At 47.9% G+C, this 21,758-nt stretch carries 14 protein-coding genes; 1 reads left to right on the top strand and 13 read right to left on the bottom strand.

The window, feature by feature from the left end:
- Positions 1–310: 310 nt before the first annotated feature.
- The 10 genes from MKX70_RS04720 to MKX70_RS04765 all read right to left on the bottom strand — a co-directional run bounded on the left by MKX70_RS04720 (position 311) and on the right by MKX70_RS04765 (position 13,627).
- Positions 311–2,437, bottom strand: a complete 2,127-nt coding sequence (locus MKX70_RS04720; protein ID WP_340839630.1) for a pectate lyase family protein — start codon at positions 2,435–2,437, stop codon at positions 311–313.
- A 551-nt stretch (positions 2,438–2,988) separates the two neighbouring features.
- Positions 2,989–4,062, bottom strand: a complete 1,074-nt coding sequence (locus MKX70_RS04725) for an SGNH/GDSL hydrolase family protein (protein ID WP_340839631.1) — start codon at positions 4,060–4,062, stop codon at positions 2,989–2,991.
- A gap of 151 nt (positions 4,063–4,213) precedes the next feature.
- Positions 4,214–4,504 carry a VOC family protein gene (locus MKX70_RS04730; RefSeq protein ID WP_340841624.1) on the bottom strand — a complete coding sequence of 97 codons (291 nt, stop codon included), beginning with the start codon at positions 4,502–4,504 and terminating at the stop codon, positions 4,214–4,216.
- A gap of 24 nt (positions 4,505–4,528) precedes the next feature.
- Positions 4,529–4,804, bottom strand: coding sequence for a methyltransferase domain-containing protein (locus MKX70_RS04735; protein WP_340841625.1), 276 nt, complete (start codon positions 4,802–4,804; stop codon positions 4,529–4,531).
- Positions 4,805–4,868: 64 nt separating this feature from the next.
- Positions 4,869–6,455, bottom strand: coding sequence for a glycoside hydrolase family 3 protein (locus MKX70_RS04740; RefSeq protein WP_052415862.1), 1,587 nt, complete (start codon positions 6,453–6,455; stop codon positions 4,869–4,871).
- On the bottom strand, positions 6,452–8,056 hold the full coding sequence (locus MKX70_RS04745; RefSeq protein ID WP_052415860.1) for a response regulator transcription factor: 1,605 nt from the start codon (positions 8,054–8,056) through the stop codon (positions 6,452–6,454). The genes MKX70_RS04740 and MKX70_RS04745 overlap by 4 nt, the downstream gene beginning before the upstream one ends.
- Positions 8,053–9,891, bottom strand: coding sequence for a sensor histidine kinase (locus tag MKX70_RS04750; RefSeq protein ID WP_052415858.1), 1,839 nt, complete (start codon positions 9,889–9,891; stop codon positions 8,053–8,055). The genes MKX70_RS04745 and MKX70_RS04750 overlap by 4 nt, the downstream gene beginning before the upstream one ends.
- A gap of 176 nt (positions 9,892–10,067) precedes the next feature.
- Positions 10,068–11,717 (bottom strand): extracellular solute-binding protein, encoded by a 1,650-nt coding sequence (locus MKX70_RS04755; RefSeq protein WP_042231635.1) that lies wholly within the window; start codon positions 11,715–11,717, stop codon positions 10,068–10,070.
- A gap of 37 nt (positions 11,718–11,754) precedes the next feature.
- A complete protein-coding gene (locus tag MKX70_RS04760; protein WP_042231634.1) occupies positions 11,755–12,642 on the bottom strand; it encodes a carbohydrate ABC transporter permease in 888 nt (295 codons plus the stop codon).
- A gap of 25 nt (positions 12,643–12,667) precedes the next feature.
- Positions 12,668–13,627 carry an ABC transporter permease gene (locus tag MKX70_RS04765; protein ID WP_042231631.1) on the bottom strand — a complete coding sequence of 320 codons (960 nt, stop codon included), beginning with the start codon at positions 13,625–13,627 and terminating at the stop codon, positions 12,668–12,670.
- Positions 13,628–14,159: 532 nt separating this feature from the next.
- On the opposite strand from MKX70_RS04765, the gene MKX70_RS04770 reads away from it, so the two are divergent.
- Positions 14,160–14,654 carry a TOTE conflict system archaeo-eukaryotic primase domain-containing protein gene (locus MKX70_RS04770; RefSeq protein ID WP_042231626.1) on the top strand — a complete coding sequence of 165 codons (495 nt, stop codon included), beginning with the start codon at positions 14,160–14,162 and terminating at the stop codon, positions 14,652–14,654.
- 265 nt (positions 14,655–14,919) lie between these two features.
- On the opposite strand, the gene MKX70_RS04775 is transcribed toward MKX70_RS04770, so the two are convergent.
- The 3 genes from MKX70_RS04775 to MKX70_RS04785 all read right to left on the bottom strand — a co-directional run bounded on the left by MKX70_RS04775 (position 14,920) and on the right by MKX70_RS04785 (position 21,742).
- Positions 14,920–16,173 (bottom strand): mechanosensitive ion channel family protein, encoded by a 1,254-nt coding sequence (locus MKX70_RS04775; RefSeq protein ID WP_042231624.1) that lies wholly within the window; start codon positions 16,171–16,173, stop codon positions 14,920–14,922.
- Positions 16,174–16,273: 100 nt separating this feature from the next.
- Positions 16,274–16,471, bottom strand: a complete 198-nt coding sequence (locus tag MKX70_RS04780) for a hypothetical protein (RefSeq protein WP_156122895.1) — start codon at positions 16,469–16,471, stop codon at positions 16,274–16,276.
- 570 nt (positions 16,472–17,041) lie between these two features.
- On the bottom strand, positions 17,042–21,742 hold the full coding sequence (locus MKX70_RS04785; RefSeq protein ID WP_052415856.1) for a polysaccharide lyase family 8 super-sandwich domain-containing protein: 4,701 nt from the start codon (positions 21,740–21,742) through the stop codon (positions 17,042–17,044).
- Between the last annotated feature and the right edge of the window lie 16 nt (positions 21,743–21,758).

The following is a 21,758-nucleotide window of genomic DNA, read 5'->3' on the forward strand; positions in this document are numbered from 1 at the left end:
CGATGGCTAATAATCGGTCTTTTTTGTTCATTGGATGCCCCCTTGAAACTTAATGCTGTTAGACTAATAATACACCTAAACGTACAGAGACATTAAAATCAATGCATTTGAGCGATACTGCCACATCTCACTTATTGATTCAGAACCATCAATACTTTTAACTCAACTTTTTGCTGTACCAGCGTGCACGATACGCATCCCCGCATCGTCTGTAACGGTAAATTTTAAGGCCACCCTTTTTAGGATGGCCCACTCATTTTTCTCATTATTTGAACTATGTTCCCCATATAAAGCGAAAGGGATCGCCTCTCTATTTCAGCTCCATATAATACAAATTCGCAGTACTATCCTTCGTAATTGTATGCGCACCCGCTGCGAGCGAGACTGTAGCAATACCATTCGTGATCGGATAGCTGGTTCCATCCACTTTGACCTTCGTTCCTTCCGAGTTGAACACTAACGTTAAGGTTGAAGCTTGGGCTGCTGTGAACCCAATGCTGGTTGCGCTCTCGATTTTCAGACATTGGGTTAGGGTCAGACCGCTATACACCACAGTTCCCTTGCTCGTGGAGAGATTCCCGGAAATAGAGAAGAAGCTGCTGGTTGTTCCGGATGTAGTGAAGTTATGGACAATTGCCCCGGTAGTGGGCGTTGGTGTTGCAGTCGGCACCGGAGTTGCCGTTGGCGCAGGCGTTGCCGTTGCTGTTGGTACAGGTGTTGCTGATGGAGTCGGAGTCGGTCCAACCGGACTGGAATTGCCGCCTACCGATACAAGACCCGTAGTATAATTTCTGATTGCGGACATCAGTGCTGCATTCAGCGCGTACGATGCGTCATCCACAGCGTCATTAAAAGCCCATATGAAGTCTCCACCGCCCTGGCGTCCGGCTTTTGCCGTAACGACCTGTTCAACTGTGCTTACGTTATCAACATCAGATGCACTGACACCAGTATCGACGCTAGTATCAAAGTTGTTATAAGCCGTTCCGCCGACTAGAGCTTTGTATGAGCTTGGGACGGTCTCATTTCTCGAAGAAGCTAAGTAGGCATCAAACGAGGTAGCATTTGCCGGAGCAGTTCCGGTACTGGAGTTGGCATAGATCAGACTTGCCGCACCAACAATGCTATTGTTGTAGGCTTTGATCATCCCTCCATTTTCGCCAGAGAATGTGCCTTCCTCCCCTATAGCATCCGTACCCTGTAAGGAACTCAGCATTGGATCTTTAGTATTTCTGAACACATTGGATTCCACAAAAGCCGAAGCTCCGGTTGTAACGCCCACACCGTATTTCGAGACTCCATCATAAAAGTTGTTGTAGACATGAACTGAAGCCACTCTGATCCGCGGATGACGGGAGTCCGAATGATCGAACCAGTTGTGATGGAAGGTAACAAAGAATTCTGCCGACTCACTAAGTCCGACTAGAGCCGCTTTTCCGGAATCAAAATAGTGGTTGTAGGAGATAGTGATATACGTTGAGCCCTTCTTGAGGTCTGTAGAACCGTCACCCTTAGCCTGGTCCGCATCACCCCCTGCAGATCCGTAGAAAATATCGTTATTATGCACCCATACATTCGCATTGCCTGTATCCATGGAAATACCGTCGTCAGGGAATAACATCACGCCCAGGTTTCTTACTTCCACATTCCCGGTATATCTAAGCAGCATTCCCCAGCCATAGGCGTAAGCATCTTTCCCGATACCCTCAATGGTAATATTCATTTCCGTATAATTATTTTTACCTTTGACTTCAAGATAACCGCTGCTGTTGAGCTGTCCGCTCAGATCAGATGCTGTAACTTTTCCGATAATCCGGATGGCCAGCGGCGATGTATCATAGCCTTTTTGTCTCAGTGTCAGAATTCCGCCAAGACCCACCCCGGTCTGTACGGTACCCGAGCTGCTGGTTTTCACATCGAGCGTTACGGTTTGCGCATTCTGGGAAGTGATATACAGCACCTGTGCCCCGCTTTTGAGCGTCCCATTATCATTATAAGCACCTGAGCCTGTACCAAATTGCGAATGGGCTGAAAAAGCAAATCCAGACCGGTCATACGCCGCTACCGCCAGCGTTCCCGAGACAGCATTTGCCGTCACTGCGCCTGACGATACGGCCTCAACCTTCAACACATAACTTCCGGCTGCAAGCCCTACCGCATCAGCTCTCCAATAGGAAGAATACTTGCGGATCAACTCGTTATTAATCTGCTGATACTGGGAGTCCGCTGCGCCCGCTGCTTTAACATATACATTATATCCCGATGCATTGCTTACTGGTGACCACTCCACATAAGCGGCTTCATTTCCGCCTCCACTGCCCGTTATCGTAAGACCCGCAGCGTGTGCTACCGTAGTTCCCCATCCGCCGGCGATCAGAGATAGTGCAAGAGAAAATAGCAAAACTATACTGGTTACCTTTGCAACTGTCCTTTTCATTTCATTGCCTCCTAATTTTAATTTGTTGCAGCTCCTTCTGTAACCGCTTGCAATAATCTGTGATGCTCCTTCTGCACCTCCTCTTGTACCGGCTAATCCGAACCGCTGAAGTAGGATGAGATGAACCCTCTCGGACAACCCGAGCATATCAAATGTGAAAAGGGTGCTGAAACAATCATTTGCTCATATCTGTAGAGTTGATGCGTTATTATGGGTTAATGATTATTTTGCAGGGAAGTGATACTCTGTGTAATCCGTGCCGGACTGTATAAGTCAGGTATGTCTGGTACGCGCAGAACAAAAAAAGACACCCGTTAAGGTGTCTTCACTGATGCTCTATATGGAGCTAAAACTTCATCCAGAAAAATTGAGAGACTGCAAGGACAAGCCCGATGGCATTGACTATGATAAAAAACCACTTTTTGGCCCTGCGGCTTGTGGACTCTCCATCCACCAACAAAGTCCAAACCAGAATTCCGTTTAACACAACCATTATTATGAGTGCCAACCACCAATTCGCCGCCATCTGATCTCGTCCTCTCCTGAATTAGTTATTCCCACTTCATAAGCTCCTTAATCTGAGCAACCAGCTGCTTCGCCGCTTTGTAATGAGTGAGCTTCGACGGATGCCAATCCGCTGCATAACCATCTTCTTCCAGCTGGACAGCAAACCGCATTGAAGTGATATTGGAATCACCTGTTTCCTGTATATAGCTGCTGACCGCTTGTTCAACCAAAGGGTACAGTCTGTCTCCCATAATGCCCAAGGTGCACAGGAGCGGGGCGTGTGTATTATTTCGTCTGACCAATTTTAGAAACTCAACATACTGTCCGGCATATTCTGCCTGTCTGTCAGCATCCTCCCGGGTATAGGAATCATCATTCGTCCCCAGATTAATGACAATCAGATCGGGCACAAATTTGCTGAAATCCCAGCTTACGGATTGAGGGTCCAGCGTATCGTCAAACCTCCCTTCCGATTTGCCCACTTTTTCGTAATAATCTGGAACAAGATGCGAAGTGAGCTTCCGGTCGTTCCCCGTGTAGCCGCTAATGATGCCATAACCGCTGTACGCCACCATGCTGTAGTCAGCCTGAAGCTCTTGAGCCGTTAGATAAGCATAAGCTTTCGTGACATCTTCCGTAGCCGTGGAAAAAGAATGTAATGCATCCTCATCGTCAACCCCATAACCGCAGGTAATGGAATCGCCGATGAATTCAATCCTATGTACGTTCACCGGGGTAGGCTTGATTCCCTGAACGGCATCGACGGTAATCTTCTGAATCCCAACCGTTGACATAGGCGCCTCCGATAATTTGATGATTCTTACAGTGACATTCTCTTCGGTATCACTTTCGAACACCGTATAGGTTTTCGTTGGCTGGTCTACCAGATCATCAATGATCTGTTTTCCGTTTACGTAAATGCTGATTCTGGCCTGATTCGTAAGTGTGGAAGCTATCTGATCTCCCCTTACTGTAATTTCCGCTTTTGTACCATAGAATACAAATTCCACGCCTCCACCGGACAGCGCCAGCCACAATACTTCATTGTAAAAGTGGGTCCGCCCGATGATTTTCACATACCTGTCCGTTGCCGGGAAAACTTGAACTGCCTCTGACACACTATAACCTTCCTTCTACTTTACTTATCTACCAGGAACAGTAACTTAAGAAAAGCCTCTGTAACTCGCGTAAGCTGCTCCGGAGTATCCTAAGCCATCATCTCGCCCATCTCACCCGGAACAATCTGCCATGATAATCCATGCTTATCTGTCAGGCAGCCGCACTGCTCGGCTTCGGGAACCGCAGAAAGCTTATCCAGTAGTAATCAATCGCCTCCTGCAAGTCGCACTTCGCCATAAAGGAGATAGCCTCATTGAAGCTGAATTGATGATCATGTGCACTATCCATTGCGGAGAACCACTGATTCTCAAGCATGAAATCAGCGAACATAATGGTTCCTTCCTGGTCAGGCCCCGGGCCTTTGGGATAGCGGGCAAGAGTTCCTTGCTGAAACGACGGGATTATAGCAGGCCGCTCTTCACCTTCCGGATTGGTAAGAATCGGTTTTGCGAACCTATGATCCTTTTATCTACCAAGTCCTTCCAGCCGAATCTCGTTCAGCTCTTCTGCAGTCATTAGCCTCGCTTTATACAGATTCATATATTCCTGTGAGACACTCTGATTAAAGATCAGCAAATCATGAGTATTCAACGTCACCGGAACCCCATAATCATAAAGCGGGATTTGTAGAATATCGCCTTGTATGTATGTAATATGATTCATGCCTTGCTCTTGAGCTTCTTGTCTGGTGTATTCAATAAAAGCAGCGTCGCGGTCAATCCCTATAAGAGGAAGCATCATCAGCAAAGTCTATTATACTATAATTTGAAAAATTCCCAACCCGGTATGGGTTGGGATATTCCTCTCAGTCGTGGACGGCGAGCTCCCGGCGGAAGGGCCTCTCCCCTGCAATGGCGGCGACCACCATGGAAGCGGTGCACTCAATATCTCCATAAGTATTAATGATTGTATCTATGGACGCGTTGAATTCTTTATGAACAAACGGATGGAAATGGGATATAAAAACAACCGGGGTACCGAGCTTGGTCCATCCCCCCATCATATTGCGGGCAACCTCCCCGTGCAGACGGGTGACATTTAGACCGTAATCCTGCCGACTGCCGATTGAACAGAGAATGAGGTCATAGGTTCCGGGCAGCGCTGCGGTGAATAATTCTCCCGGGCCGGGGTCTATCCACTGATCTACATGATCCGAGTACTGTTCAAGCTCATATTTGATCCGCTCATACAGTTCAGTATAACGATTATGATAGTTCATGATGACCACATGCAATATCCGTGTCCCAGGATTCAGCGGAAATGGAATCAGAGCAGGGCGGTCTCTCACCAGTGTCAGACTCTCTGCAACCGCCCGTTCAGCTAAGCGCGAGATCGCTTTACGGTCGGGCTGCTCCCGATCACGCACCTGCGAAGAATCCGCCGCAATCAATCCCAGTTGTTCCTTCAACGATAGCACACGGCAAGCGCGCTCGATTAATGTACTCCGTGTCAGCTTGCCCTCATTGTAGCGGCGTTCCATTTCAAGGTAGAACCGCTCCTCAATCCGGGGGAACAATAGCATGTCACAGCCGCCTTCAAGCGCTGCCGCACAGGCATCATAGTAATTCATGAATCCGGCAATCCCGCCCATTTCCATCGCATCAGTCACAATCAGCCCCTTGAAACCAAGTTCTCCGCGCAGCAGGTCCTGAAGCAAAGCACGGGATACTGTGGCCGGAGGATACATTCCCCGCTCATCAGGACTGTCAAACGCCGGCAAGGCGATATGTCCCGGCATCACAGCCATAGCGCCAGATTCAATCAGCTCCCTAAAAACACGTCCAGGTCCCTGGAGCCATGCCTCCCGCGACAGATGATTCACCGGTGTTGTTAAATGCTGGTCCACTGTATCATACCCGTCTCCCGGAAAATGCTTGATCGTAGCCATCATTCCGTTGTCCTGCAGTCCCCGCATATAGGCTCCGGCCATCTTGATAATCTGCTCAGGTCTTTGCCCGGCGCTGCGGCTGGAAACCACCGGACTATCCGGAACCATTGCCTGATCCACCACAGGGGAGAAGGTCCAGTTATAGCCGATTTGTCCGGCTTCCAGAGCGGCTGCACGGCCAATTTCATATGCCAGTTCAGGCGAATCCGTCTGGCTTATCCCCATCATATGAGGAAAGCGCTGCGAGCCTTGTATCATTTCGCCGGGACCATTTTCCAAGTCCGTTACAATAAACGGCGGGATTTCGCAACTCGCACGGAAGGATGCGATTTCTTCATTTAAGGCATCTTTATCTCCGGCAAAAAAGAACATCGCGCCAAATTCAGACATCTGCTTCCCGATCCGGGCGTTAGTGGGACAACACACCTGATTCAGCAGCCTGCGAAAGTCCCATCCTTCTGCCAATTCACGCATTTTCCGGGAAGGCTCAATAATGTATTTCATTCCTGCTTATCCTCCTTCATATTTTCCGGCAAGATCGAGTGGTTCTTTAAGCCGGCAGTCAAGCGGAACTCCAGCGGAGATATCCCTTCAGCTTCCCGGAATACCTTATTGAAATGCTTTGGATTCTCGAAACCCACCTTTGCGCTGACCTCGTATACTTTATAAGTACTGCTCTCCAGCAGTTCCTTTGCCCTGACTAGTCTTACCTTCTTCAGATACTGGCTGAAGCTCATCCCCATATAATCCTTGAACGCTGAACTGAAATACGAATAATTGAATGAAACATGGTTGGAGACCAGCGCCAGATTGAAATCACTGCGGCTAAAGTTCTGTTCAATGAAATGCAGCGCCTTTTCCATTTCTTTCCGGTTCAGATGGGCCGATTTGATTCCCATGATAAAATCATTCATTTGATTCAGGAGATTCTCTACTCCATGATAATAATCCTGAAAATTCCGGGAGTTGTACAAGTAGCCAATCCGCCGGTACACTTTAATAATATCAACCGCTTCCTTGCCGTAATCATTAAAGACCTTGTCGAAAATCAATTCATTAATTGCAGTGCTAATTCTCTCCAGGTAGGAAATGTCATTGTCCAGTATTGTGTGATAATCCAGTACCTGAGACAGCAGCCGCTGCATTTCCTGTTCACGGCCGGTACCAATCATATTGCCGACCTTGATAATATCCTCCGTCGGAATTACAAAGTCTCCGGACTTATCCTTGAGCTGCCCGTAATGAAGAATGCCTGCTGCCGATTTAAGAAAAAAGTATCTCAGTGTTTTCAATGCCTGAGCATAGGCTGTCTTGAACTGTTCCGGCTGGTACATCCGGTCACTGATAGCGATCTGACAAGAAATCAGGCGGTCTTGACGAAGAAGCTCCGATAGCTCCGCTAACCGTAACTCATCATGAATAATAGCCAGAGACCTGCCCTCCTTGTCCAGAAAATGGCGATCGTCTGCCGATGGTCCCGTACGAATAAATTCCTCAACGCGTGCATACAGCATGCCGCTTCCCTTTGTTCCGCCACTCGCCTCGGCTTCCTGGATCAGGACTACGAAGCATCCTGCCTGCAGATTCTCAAGCCCCGCGAAACCCAGCCGTTTACTTAATTCCTCCCCATCAATTTCCGGATTCATCAGAATATAGTACATTTCATTCTGCCGGTAATCCTGCTCTCTCTGCGTTGCCTTACTCAGCATGCCGCTGATTTCTTGCTCCCGTTGCAGGGTCTGCTCCAGCCGGGAAAAGGTTTGGCGCAGCTCACTGCGCACAATGGGCTTCAATAAATAATCCCTGACTTCAAACCGTATGGCTTGCTTTGCGTATTCGAAGTCGTCGTAACCGCTGATAATGACCACGGCAGGATGATGCTCGAGTTGTTGGATGCGCTCGATCAGGGAGAGACCGTCCATGACCGGCATCCGAATATCAGTCATCAGGATGTCAAAGGCCTCCCGGTTTAACTGCTGCAGCGCTTCCTCCCCGTCCTCGGCAAAGAAATAGTTATAGTCTCCTGGATACTCCCGCTCCAGCATGGCCCGAATGCCAATACGGATATTCTCCTCGTCATCTACGATGAGCAAGTTGCGCTTCATTCCGCCAGTCCCCCCGAGAGAATTAAATAAGGAATTTTAATCATAATCTTTGTATATTCACCTTCGACACTCTCTAGCCATAGACCGCTGGTCTTTCCGTAATGCAATTGAATACGCAAATGAACATTTCGCAGACCGATACCGCCCCCTGAAGCATCAAAGGCGGACTCCTTACCCGAGCGGGCAGCATTGCCGTTGGTCGTGTACACCGCTTGAACACCGGATTCCCACTTAAGCGTTGAATTAATATGATCCAGGCGTTCAGCGGAGATCCCCGCCCCGTTATCCCGGATTTCAATATACATGAAATCTCCCTGCTTATACGTGTGAATCGAAATAATCAGCCCGCGTTTTCGCATTCCGGGGGCATTCATTCCGTATTTGAGCGCATTTTCCACTATAGGCTGGAGCGACATCTTGAGGATCTCCTGTTGCCGGTGTGGCTGATGATGATCAAGCTGCAGCTGTAATCTGCCGCCGTAACGAATATTCATAACCGCAATATAATTCTGAATATGCTGAATCTCTTCATATAAACGCACATAGTGCGTCGTCCAGTGCAAATTATAGCGCAGCATTGATCCAAGGGAGGTTAGCGTATCGGAAATGACCAGCTGTCCCTCTATTTCCGCCAGCATCTTCAAATTTTCCAGAGTATTATACAGAAAGTGGGCATCGATCTGGTTTTTGAGAGAGTTTAGCTCGGCCTCTTTTGAAGAAGCTTGCTTGATAACCGCTTCTGCAATCAGTTCATTGATTTTATTCAGCATTTGGCGGATATGATTGCCGAGTTCTCCCACTTCATCGCCGCCAAGCTGAGGAATCTCTACATTAAAATCACCCTGACGGACCTTCTTCATGGAATCACGCAAAAGATGCAGCCTCTTCAGAATCACAGACAGCAGCTTATATGTAATCAGCGAGAGAATCAGCACCAGCAGCAGGGTGGCCCCGCCGATGGACAGCCTGGTTTTATTCATATCATTGTAGGACGTTTCCAATGAAACGACGCTCAGCAGCTTACTATCCAGCCTGTCTATGCCGATATAGACACACAAATATGGAACTCCCCCATAGGTAAACTGAAAGTCCCCCTCATCTCCTCTGGATTTAAGCATAAATTCATTTCTGATTTCCTTAGTGGGAATTTTTGTATAAAAGACGGAGGTATCGTTGAAGTACAGCCGGGAGTTCCGATCCATCGCAAGCAGCTGCGTAGAAGCTTCCTGCAGGTTGCTGTAAATATTCGAGAATAACACGTCCAGCCGCATATTAACCTGCATTAATGCTAAATGCTGTTCCAGCGGATATTTGATTTCCCGGACCAGACTGGCAAAGTTCAAGTAATCCTGGCTCCCCGCTCCCACCCTGCTGCGCAGCTCTTCGGGGCCGCTATAGATCGTCCACCATACCTCTTCCGGTTGTTCGTAGAACTCTTTGGCCCAGACCTCGCCGGAGATTCGGCGCTCGTTATAGATAATCGGCCAGATTTCCCGGGCATATTCATTGCCGGTGAAGAACCGCAAATTACTGATATTAGGATTGTTGGACATAATATATTGCAGGTTATGATATGAGTAGTTGTTAAATTTAATCAGTTCCTCAGCCGAAAACTCCCGGTTGCTGAGCATGTAATCCAGCACATCACGGTCAGACAGCGCGAGTTGCGAAGTTAGTTCCATGGCCTCCATGTGATTCTGGATATTTTTCTTCTCCATATTAAGTAAATACTCATTCTTGGTGATGATACTTGTGATGCTGTTTTGGTAGTTGACGTCAAGAATATAACCGGAGAATATCGTTGTCGGAATCAGAATAACAATAATATAAGTCAAAATCAGCTTAGCCTGAATAGAAAGACGCCCTATAGAACCGGAGAGAAAACGAAACCTTACTTTGATGTAATTCCCCAGTTGTCTTCACTTCCGTTTCCCGATGGTTTGGACGAAACTCGGGGAGCCGGCTTAATGCCGATCTCCCCCAGTTTTAATCAGCTATCTGCTCAGGCCTGTCAGTTCTGGAGCTTAGCAGCATTTTGTTCAAATGCATCCTGCTGATAGGCTTGAATTTTGTCCCAATCATGTTCCTTGCGGTATTGCAGGAATTCATTCCATGCCTTATCGAAATCAGCCTCTGACACAGCCAGAATGAGCTTAGGCAATGTCTTTCCCCATTGGGTATTAATCTTTCCAAGTGCAATTCCCTCCGGAGAGGAAACGGCCGGGTCCAGATTCGCATAGATGGAGTTATCGACCACTTTGCCGCGGGTCCAGTCCTCCGGCTGTTTAATCGGTTCTACCGATGCCGGAGCCCATTTTAAGTTGAGTGCAGGGTCCATCATCATCCAGAATGTGTAGGAGGCTCCATATGTTTTGGCAAAGGTGGAACGGTCATTGTTATACATGTTCAGAACTTCCGGCAAAAATTGCTCTTTTCCATCAATAGTATCATACGTGGTGCCCTTTTCACCAAAGAACAAATCCTTGTTGCCCTCTTCACTGATTATATAAGTCAAGAATTCGATCGCTCTTTCTTTATCCTTCACTTTCTTGGAGATCAGGGTGAGCGCCCAGCCCGCAATGGACGGTCCGCTCAGCTTCGGCTGCTCCTGCTTGGAATTCGCCGGCCCGTCAACAGCAATATAGACCGAATTCGGGTCTTGCTGATAACGGGTAATGTTCTGGTTCTGAAGATCGGAACGCGGGAACATCATAGAGAAGTAACGGCCTTGCACAATTTTCTCTTCCATTTGCGGACGCTTGTCAATGAAAATATCCTTCGCAATCAGCCCCTGTTCGTTGGCCTGACGGAACGCTTTCAGCCAGCGGATGTATTCCGGATCCGTAGAGCGATCATATAGCTTACCGTCTTTTTCATACGGAATAGCTAGGAAATCCATCAGATTTGCTCCAAACGAGCCATTTCCCATATCCGTAAACTCCTGTGTCCCGAAGGGAATAAGCGGTTGTCCGTTTACCTCTGGGAATTTCTCTTTGGCGGCTTTGAGCGCATTCAGGAAGCCTTCCGGTGTTCTCATATCCGGTTTGCCAATGGCCTCATAAATGTCTTTACGCACAAGAAAGGTATTGGAAGAGGTGAAATTATCGCCATTTTCTTTGAAATTGGCCGGAGAACTGGACTGGTTCGGATATCCATATACATTTCCATCTTTCTCCGTGTACCATTTCAGCTTGTCCGGATCAGCAATTTTGAAGAAATAAGGATCATATTGATCGGCAAGCTCATTGAGTGGCAATACCAAGCCGCCTTGAACCATTTTATCAATGGCATCGGAGTTCCAGTCCAGCGTAATAAAGTCAGGCAGATTGTTGGAAGCGATCATCGTATTCAGCTTTTCATTCTCGTTTCCGGCTGGAACGATAAAGTTGATGTCAACACCGGTTTTTTTCGTGATATATTGAGTGGTTTTGTCAGTACCCCACTTGTCGGCAAACCAGGAGTAATTCAAATACCAATCGAATGTAATCGGATCTGTAGAGCTCTTCCACCCCGGCTCATCCGCGTTGACAGCAGGTGCGGCAGTATTATTATCGGTCTTTGCTGTATTGTCTTTGTTATTCCCGTCGCCCCCACAAGCAGTCAGGCTGGCTGTAAGTGCAAGTGCCAGTATGGATGGCAGCCATTTTTTTGAATAAATCATAAATGAATTCCCCTTTTCGTAAGTTTTATAGAAGAGCTTAGCCCTTGATTGAACCGATCATCATACCCTTGACAAAATACTTCTGCAGGAACGGATATACCATAACGATCGGAACAGTCGTGACCACCATAGTTGCCAGCTTGACTGACTGGGAGGTAACCGACTTCTGCACCGAGCCAGCCATCGCCGACACCATCTGATTGGAGCTGGATTCCGCAACCACCCTGTATAAGTACGTCTGTATCGGCTGTAGATTGGAATTGTTGATATAGATTACGCCGGCAAAATAATCATTCCATTGATAAACACCGTGGAACAAAGCGATTGTAGCGATAACCGGCATAGAGACGGGAATGATCACCCGGAGGAAAATCGTAAGCTCATTCGCCCCGTCAATTTTAGCCGCCTCCTCCAGCCCTTTCGGAATCTCCCGGAAAAAGGACATGAAAATGATCAGATCATAGAAACTGAACGCGGCGGGTAAAATGTATACCCAGAAATTGTCCAGCAATCCAAGATCACGGATCAACAAATAGGTCGGAATGAGGCCTCCTCCAAAGAACAGCGTAATGGTTCCCATGATCATGTACAGCTTCCGCCCGATCAGCTCTTGACTGCATAAGGCATACGCGACCATGGCGGTGAAGAATACATGAATAACCGTTCCCACCACAGTTTTGGCCACGGTGATTCCCATAGCCGTCATGATTCCATTATTGTTAAAAACCGCCTTGTAGTTGTCGAGAATGAAGACCCTCGGCCACCAGTAAATATTGCCCAGCATGGCATCCATGCCCTCATTGAACGAATTGACCAGTACATACCACACGGGATACAGCGTGGCAAAGCAGACTAACAGCATCAGCAGGTTATTGCATATATCAAACACGATTTCGCTGCCCGTTCTCCGGCTTAGTCGGAACATACTTGAATCTCCCCTTTTCTTCATATTAGAACAGCGATGTATTATTGACCCGCTTGGTGAAGCTGTTGCTTGCCAGCAGGAGTAATAATGCAATGACAGACTTAACGAGACTCACCGCTGTAGAGTAAGAGAAACGGGCATTTTGCAGACCGGTCTGATAAATATAAATATCAATAACACTACTTGCACTTTCATTGAGTGAGTTGCGGAGAACCATAATCTGATCAAAGTTGGAATTAAGAATTCCGCTGACTGCCAGAATGAACAGGATGGATATCGTTCCGGCGATAGAAGGAAGCGTAATGCTTCTGATCCGCTGAAAGCGTCCGGCGCCATCAATCTTTGCTGCTTCATAAAGCTCGGGTGAGACTCCTGAGATCGCCGCCAGATAGATAATTGCTGACCAGCCCAGCTCCTTCCAAATACCTGAAATTACGGCAATGCCCCAGAAATATTTGGGTTCCGCAAGAAAGTTCACTGGCTCTTGAATAAGATGCAGTTTGGACAGCAGGTGGTTAATAATCCCTACATCCGACAACCAGGTTGTCAAAATCCCCCCCAGAATGACCCAGGATAAAAAATACGGTAAATAGGAAATCGTCTGAACACTCTTCTTAAAACGAACGGATCGCATCTCATTAAGTACAATGGCAAACAGAATCGGTAAAGGAAACCCGATCAAAAGGCGTAACGCGCTGATACCCAGCGTGTTCTTGACCACGTACCCCATATTCTCATCTTCAAAGAACTCCCGAAAATGCTCCAGCCCCGCCCAAGGGGCACTGCCTATTGATCCGATAATATCGTAATCTTTGAAAGCGATCACAATTCCATACATTGGAAAATAGTTGAATACAAGCATCCAGATCACGCCAAGCAAGGCCATAATCTGTAAATAACGTTGTTTATACATTCTGCGCAGGATTCCCCGTTTTTTCTGGTTTATCTCGGGGTTTGCTATGGGTTCCACCACTCCAGCCTTCATTCAATCATACCCTCCTATTATGTTTGTTTGTTTGTTTCCTGCTGTTAACCCATTATAGGTCATGCCTCAATTTGACAGTAGGTATCATATTTTACGTTTGGTTTCTTTTTTTTGGACGTTGCAGCAGACCACTGTATGGCAGCTTGTAGATGAGGTCTACAATTCTGCCAGACAAAGCAAAAAAACCGCTAATAGAATAGCGGTTTTTTTTAAATGGAGCCGCGGCGTTGACGTGCAGAGCCACTATGCGGTGGGAATGGATACTGGAACTATACGAGTAGCAAATATTCGCTACACTATTCAAGGTCTTGTTCATCGCTTTTGGCCGATTCGCTGCATAAATCTACAAACTCTTCTTCTAACTGATTGTCCACAATATATATTAAAGCTTGTTCAAATATGCTTAAAATCGTAAGATAGAATCTTTCGTCTATGTCTCCGTATGAGAGCGTAAAGTCTACTCCACATTCCACTGTAAAAATCATCAGCTCGGCAATTTGCCCCTTATTGGTTGAAACATGAGGGCTTATAGATGGACAATATCGAGGACAAATATAACGCGGCTCTGGCTCATATTGAGGAACTTAAACTTGAAATCAGCCGGTTGAGAGGTGTGCTGGGGGCTTTGGAACAAGAGAACCCAGGAATAACTGTTGTAGAATCCGCTGCCCACCAGTACTCTACCGTAGAGGATAAGCTCGCCCTGTATAAAAGTTATTTTCGCGGCAGAGACGATGTTTATCCGATTCGCTGGAGCAACAAGCAAGGCAAGTCCGGATACTCGTCCGCTTGCGCTAATGAATGGACTTGCGTTTGCGAGAAACCTAGGGTGAAATGCTCCGTTTGCAAACACCAGAACTTCCTGCCCCTTACAAGCGAAGTGCTGTCAGCCCATTTAGATGCACGGCAAGACCGCACAATTGGGATCCATCCCATGCTGCAGGACGAGACCTGCTGGTTTTTGGCCTTGGATTTTGACAAACACGATTGGATTAGACCCAGAGGCAGAGGGATTCTGCACCTGTGAACACACAAAGAAAACAAGAGCACCAACCCATACCTTCCAGGCGGAAAGCGCATTCCGGACTTGTTATCCTTTGATGCCATGATTAATAACAGCGTGCAGGAATACAAAAATCCGATACTTCACAGTTTCTCTAACCACAACGCATAACGCTACATAAAAAAGACCCCGAAGGGTCTCTTTTCTGATACTCCATATCGAGCCGAGGGGAGTCGAATTGCTGTCCGAAGATAACAGCACATAAACTTCTACGAGTGCAGTCATATCTTCAGTGTCCCGTCGAATACTCTTTTCTTTCTTTTAAGTTAACGATGTCTTGGCCCGTTGGGTTTTGAAAAACGCGAAGCCCGAACACAGGTATAATTGCAAAAATGTGATCAAAGATATCAGACTGGACCGACTCGTACACACCCCAGGTCGTATCATTGCTGAACGCATAAATTTCTAAAGGCAGTCCACTATCTCCTGGTTCTAACTGTCTGACGATCAACGCCATATCCTTATGGATTTTAGGATGATTCCGCAGATATTCATGGATATATTCTCTGAACACGCCAATATTCGTGAGTTGTCTTCCATTAACTTTACTATCCATATTGATATGATGTTCGATATTATAGGTGCTAATCTCATCTAATCTTGTCGTGACATAATCACTAAGGTAATGAACCTTTTGGAACTCCTCAATCATTTCTTTTGTACAGAAACATATGCTGCTTGTATCGATACTGACACTTCGTTTAATCCTTCTGCCACCAGAGGCTTCCATGCCTCTCCAATTTTTGAAAGAATCTGATATCAGGGCATAGCTTGGAATCATGGTAATTGTTTTATCGAAATTCATAACCTTAACCGTATTAAGAGTAATGTCAATTACATTACCGTCAGCATTATATTTAGGCATTTCAATCCAGTCACCTACACGAACCATATCATTAGATGATAATTGAACACCTGCCACCAAGCCCAATATAGAATCTTTGAAAACTAGCATAAGAACAGCTGATATCGCTCCCAGTCCACTAAGAATAATCAGTGGATTCTGACCCATGAGGTTAGAAATCACCACAATCGCACCAATAATAAACAGAATAATTTTCGCAACCTGAATGTAGCCTTTGATCGGCCTAATCTTGGACACTTCATACTTACGATAAATAGCATTGGTGGCATCAAGTAACGCATTAAACACCGTGATCGCTACGATAATCATATAAGTTAAGGCGACTTTTACAATGAAAGACTGATACAACGGAAAAATAGACGCAGAGTAATAGATGATAAAGGCTGGAGCGAGATGCGACAGCTTGTGGAATACTTTTGTCTCCAAAAAGATATTATCCCACGTATACCGGTTGTTATTGATGATATGAATAATTATTTTCAGCACGATTTTTTTGGCGATGAAATTGGCCACAATAGAGAGTAAAGCAATAAATATGACCATGATCATGTTCGAGAGATAAACAATCATTTGTTCGCTCACGCCATACCCTGCTAGATGCTCTTTTATAAAATTCATGATTTCCTCCTGGCAAGGTACATATTAGCCTACAATAAGAAGGTGGTCTCACTGATAATAGGATAGAGCCGGGATCCCATCTCCAAAGCCCCGCCAACTTTTATCTCACACTATTATTATTAATGTTTTTCATTTCTATTGTATAAGCCACAACTTGAATTAGAAACGCAACTATAACTACAATAAGCAATACTCCAACTACAGGCAATTTATTATTTAAGTAGTTGATTCCCGATGTAATAACACATAGTATAGAAAAGAAAAGAGAAACTCTTAAAGTTTTAACTTTTTTCTCCATTATTTTCATCACCTCTCAAAACTTAGGATTTCAATCACTCAAAGTCTTTTTAATGTTCAAAAAATTGTGCATGAAGGCATAATTACCTTCTTGCACACAAACAGATCAGAAAGCTAGTTTGTCGGAATACTCGCAATACCTCCTCCAACTACTACAGTCATACCACTAATTACCTCAGCTACGCCACCAATTATTTCTCAAACACCGCCTGCATTTATTTCGTCATTGCACCTACAATCTCTTTACGTCTAAGTCCCAAATAACCGGCCTTTCATGTTGCAGCCTGGATTGTCGCTCGCCCTGTCTCTGACAGGTACTTTTGTCGATGCACTTTTACACACAGATTTCGCCATGTGCAAGCATCCTGGCTACCAAGGTGGCTTGGCCCCTCCTTGGGTTGGGCTTGCACCAACCAGATAATGCGTGCCTCTGGGCACGCCATACGTAAAAAACCCGCTCTGGGAGCGGGTTTTAGAATAGAGCCGAAGCGTGGACATGCAGAGCCACAATCCGGCGGGGGTTGCTGCTGGAATTGTATAAGTATCCGGGAATGAACAATCCCCCTGTTTATTATTCCTGCTCCTTCGCTGTGAGCATTCTGAGCAGAACCGTGACCGTTTCCGCCCTTGTCGCGGCATTTTTCGGGAAGAAGCTGTTGTTACCCTTACCCTGCATAATCCCCAGCTTCTTCATCTCTGCTGCCGCTCCGGCAGCCCAGACCGGTATGTCGCGGTCATCCGCGAATCCGGCGGAACGAGCTTCGGGTGCCAGGTTTAAGGCTCTCGCCAGCAGCACGGCCATTTCCGATCTCGTCAAGGACGCATCTGGACGGAAGTTACTGTTCTTATCGCCCTGAATAAGACCCAAGCTTACGGCTCGCGCAACAGCTGCCTTGGCCCACTGCCCGATCCGGTCCGCGTCCTTGAAGGACAGGACAGCTTCTTTGTTCTGAAGCTTCAGCGCTTTCGCCAGCATTACCGCGAATTCAGCGCGCGTTACCGTGCGATCGGGCCGGAACGAGCCGTCCGGATAACCTGTGATCATTCCCCTCTGTTCTGCTTCCAGGATATTGGATTCGGCCCAATGACCGCCAATATCCGCGAAGGCATGACCGGGTACCGGTACGTCCGGCGTGTCAGGACCATCGTTTGGATCATCGCTTGGATTAACATTAGGATTATTAGGAGTTACCGGCGGACTCACCGGAGCTCCTCCTCCCGAATTGCCTCCGCTTCCGCCGTTTGAACGCTCGTTTACGGAAACGTTTATTTTCCCCGTAACGGACGGATTTGCGGTCAAGACGGCTGTAATCGTCACTTCTCCGGCTGCGGAAGGCGCCGTAAAGACCATGCTGAACCGGCCGTTCGCATCTGTTACTGCTTTAGCAGTGTTGAAGCTGCCCGACGAAGCCGCGACTTCGGCCTCCACCCCGGAGACCGGAAGATTGTCACTGTCGTAGACGATTCCCGCAACAGATACATCGTCTCCCACCGTCACAGCAGACGGCGTCGCCTGGAGTTCGATTAGAACGGGTACTTGTGCGGCCTTAATTACGGAGACGGTAATCTTATCCGTCACGGCCGGACTCGCAGTCAAAACGGCTGTAATCGTCACTTCTCCAGCTGCAGAAGGCGCCGTAAAGACCGTACTGAACCGGCCGTTCGCGTCCGTTACTGCTTTAGCCATTTTGATGCTGCCTGACGAAGCCGCGATTTCGACCTCCACGCCCGGGACCGGAAGATTGTCGCCGTCGTAGACGACTCCCGTAACGGACATTTTGCCTCCAACCATCACGGAAGACGGTGCCTCCTGGAGTTCGATCCTGGCGGGCACTTGTACGACCCCTTCTACGTAAACGGCAGTCGTCCCTCTCACGGACGGATTCGCGGTCAAGACTGCTGTAATCGTCACTTCTCCGGCTGCAGACGACGCTGTAAAGACCGTGCTGAACCGGCCGTTCGCATCCGTTACCACACTGGCGTCATTGACACTGCCCGATGCAGACGCGATTTCGACCTCTACGCCGGATACCGGAAGATCGTCACTGTCGTAGACAGCTCCCGTAACGGACACGATGCCTCCGGATGTCACGGAAGACGGCGTTGCTTGGAGTTCGATTCGGGCGGGTACTTGTACGTCCTTGTTCACGGATACGGTAACCGTATCCGTCACGGTCGGACTTGCAGGCAGGACAACCGCGATCGTCACGTCTCCGGCTGCAGACGGCGCCGTATAGACCGTGTTGAACCGGCCGTTAACGTCCGTTACTGCTTTAGCCGTTTCGATGCTGCCCGATGCAGACACAATTTCGACCTCCACGCCCGGGACCGGAAGATCGTCGCCATCGTAGACGGCTCCCGTAACGGACACTTTGCCTCCAGCCGCCACGGAAGATGGCGTTGCTTCTAGTTCAACCCGGGCCGGAACCTTTTGTACGTTCTCTGGACCATACACTTTGAATTCCCAGAGCGAGTAGCCGTACGTGGTCGCTCTTTTCGTTCCATACATCCGAACATATCTTGCATTCACCGGTTCGAAGGAGATCTCATCAATTTCTCCGTCTCCGGTGGTGGTACTGTATACTGTCGTCCAGTCCGCCGTGTTGTCGGAAACCTGGATTTGATACTCCTTCCCATACGCACTTTCCCAATGCAGCATGACCTTCGCGATGGGTTGGCTGGAGCCAAGATCGGCGTAAATCCACTGCGGATCAGCATAGTTAGATCCCCAGCGGGTCGTCAATGACCCGTCAACCGCATTTCCAGGAGACACATCGGCGGCTCTGGATGAGTTCGCCTTTGCTTGCATGCCTTCGGCGAGATTAGGCGCCACCGCCTCAAATACGTTAAATTCAGCAAGCGAGTAGCCGTCTCCGGTGCCCTGCTGAACGCCCTGCATCCGCACAAACCTGGCAGGAACTTTACCGAAGGAAAGTTCGTCGATTCCGCCATCCCCCATGGAAGTTGTATAAACATCCGTCCAGGTGACAGCGTCCTCCGACACTTGAATTTTATAGCTTTTCCCATAGGCCTTTTGCCAGTTTAGCCTTACTTTATTGATCATATAGGAATTCTGCAGATCGACATAGATCCACTCGTTGTCCGAAGCATTTGAACTCCAAGAGGAGCTTCTGTACAGATCCGTAGCATTCGAGGCAAATTGCTTGCCTTGGCTGGAGGAAGCAGTCGCTCCTTTACTGTAAGCGAGATCGAATCCGCTGTCGTCAAGAGCCGTCCCCTCGGTTAGGGTCATGCTCCGGCCGGTAAACGTATCCTTGCCGAGTCTATAGGTTGTTGTGGTTTTTTCTCCGTTACGGTTCAGCGTTACGTTCACTGTAATCCCCGGTGTTTCGGGATTCGCCACCGAGATGCGGACAGGTGTCACGGATTCGTCAATGATCACCATGGATGGTTTGTCAGCTGTGACCGTCAAACCGTCTCTTAGCGTCACCGTCCCGGGTTGATAGAACAGCAATTCTGCAATGCCAAGGGGATTGTGCCGGACTGCCTGAACCGACGGTGTATTCGCAAGAATACTGACCGGGCTTGCGCTTGCGTAGCTGCTGACCTCTTCAGGGGTTTTATTCGGCAATACGATGTATTCATAGGAAGCGTTAGTCGGTTTCACGCCATGATCGAGCCATATTGAAAAAACCGGCTTGGTGATCGGCTCCGTTGAGCTTCCGGTGATAACGTCGCCCCATTTTCCCGTCTTCGTCTCCCGATTCACTTGAAAGCCGGTAGGATTCGGGAAAACATAGCCGATCTTATCGTTATATGCCCAGCGCCCGTTAACTTGCTTCGTTCCGTCCGCCATGATCTCGCCGTCTACGAGCACATCTCCTGCCGCCAGACTTTGGTTCAATGTCGTATGGACCGGCGCAGCATTAGTTGAAGCGATACCTGTTCCCAGCGCCACCATTTCATCATCGAAAAAGAAGTAGCCTTTTTTGCCGCTGGTACTCAGCTTGTTGAAATCAAACGCTGTGGCTCCATAACGCTCGTTGGTCACACCGCCTACAAATGTTTTGGGATTGTTGAAATTCCCATCTTTCGTGAGTACATACGGAGCCGTCGAACCTGGAACATGAGCCCAGTCCATCAGCGGGTAAACAGTCCTGTATTCATCTCCGGTTCTCTGAATGGCAGTGGCTCCTTGCGGCGTCCAGTAGAGCAGGTTATATCCGCTAGGATTAATGGTTCTCCATTCACCGCCTTTGACCGTGCTGGAAGACATCTTGACCGTAATTCCATAATCATTCCGCATATGGGAGGAGACCAGCGTCTGCCATTGTGTCATATTGTTAACGTCCAGTCCGTTGCTCGTGCTCGTACCAATGCTGCGGATGTTCTCAAGAAAACCCGCAAACTCGGCTGCGCGCTTCGGATTGGCCGCCTGCATCCACTGCAGCGGATCTTCATAGAAGGTCAAAGCTGCACTCGCATAATCTGGCCACTCCGGTCCATTCATCCCCATCCCCAGATCGGCAACATCGCCTCTCACGAGGTACCTGGTGCCGTCCAGCAGGTAGGACGATAACGAATCAATCGCCGCCTTGCTGTACGAGAATGAGGTATCCGAAGTTACATACGCCCAGAATGACATATCTCTGGCGAAGCTTCTTCCATATCCCGTCGTATAATTTGTTTTGCCATGCATGAAAAATGACATGTCCGACTGGATCCCCGTCACTGTCGCCGTCACATTAGACAGCACGTTAAACGCTTCCACAGCATTCCGGACAATCTGGGCATCCTCCAGCAATAAGCCGCGGATCATATAATTCTGGTTGTACCAGGACGAATTGGCACCATCGACAGTGTTCGGGCTGCTGTCCAGCGTACCGATTATATTGGAAGCTTGCGCTTCAGTTAAATAGCCTTCACATAAAAGCGCGATTTTCCCCAGCCTTAATTGCTTGCCGATTCCGGTCTCCCACCAGTTGGTGGATGTCGGCTTCACCGTAAACCAATAGTCCAGCCCTTTTTGAATGCCTCCTAACAGGGTTTCATTATGATAGTATGGACCCTTCGGATCAGCAAACGCCTGAGCCATTGACTGCAGCCGGTCTAAGGCGAGATAAGGCGACCAGGCCCTCCCATTGGCACTGGAGGCTGTACTCGCATAATCTACATCCCCCCAGCTTCCATTGGAATTTTGATTGGATAAGTACGTGCCGGCCTGAGATTTGTAGGTCCATTCGACCCGGCCGTTCGTTCCATCGTTGATGATATCTTTGGAGACATAAAATGCCGCCGTCCGGCTTTTCATCAATTTTATTTCAGCG

Source organism: Paenibacillus sp. FSL R7-0312 (assembly GCF_038004445.1).
Classification (GTDB): Bacteria; Bacillota; Bacilli; order Paenibacillales; family Paenibacillaceae; genus Paenibacillus_AQ.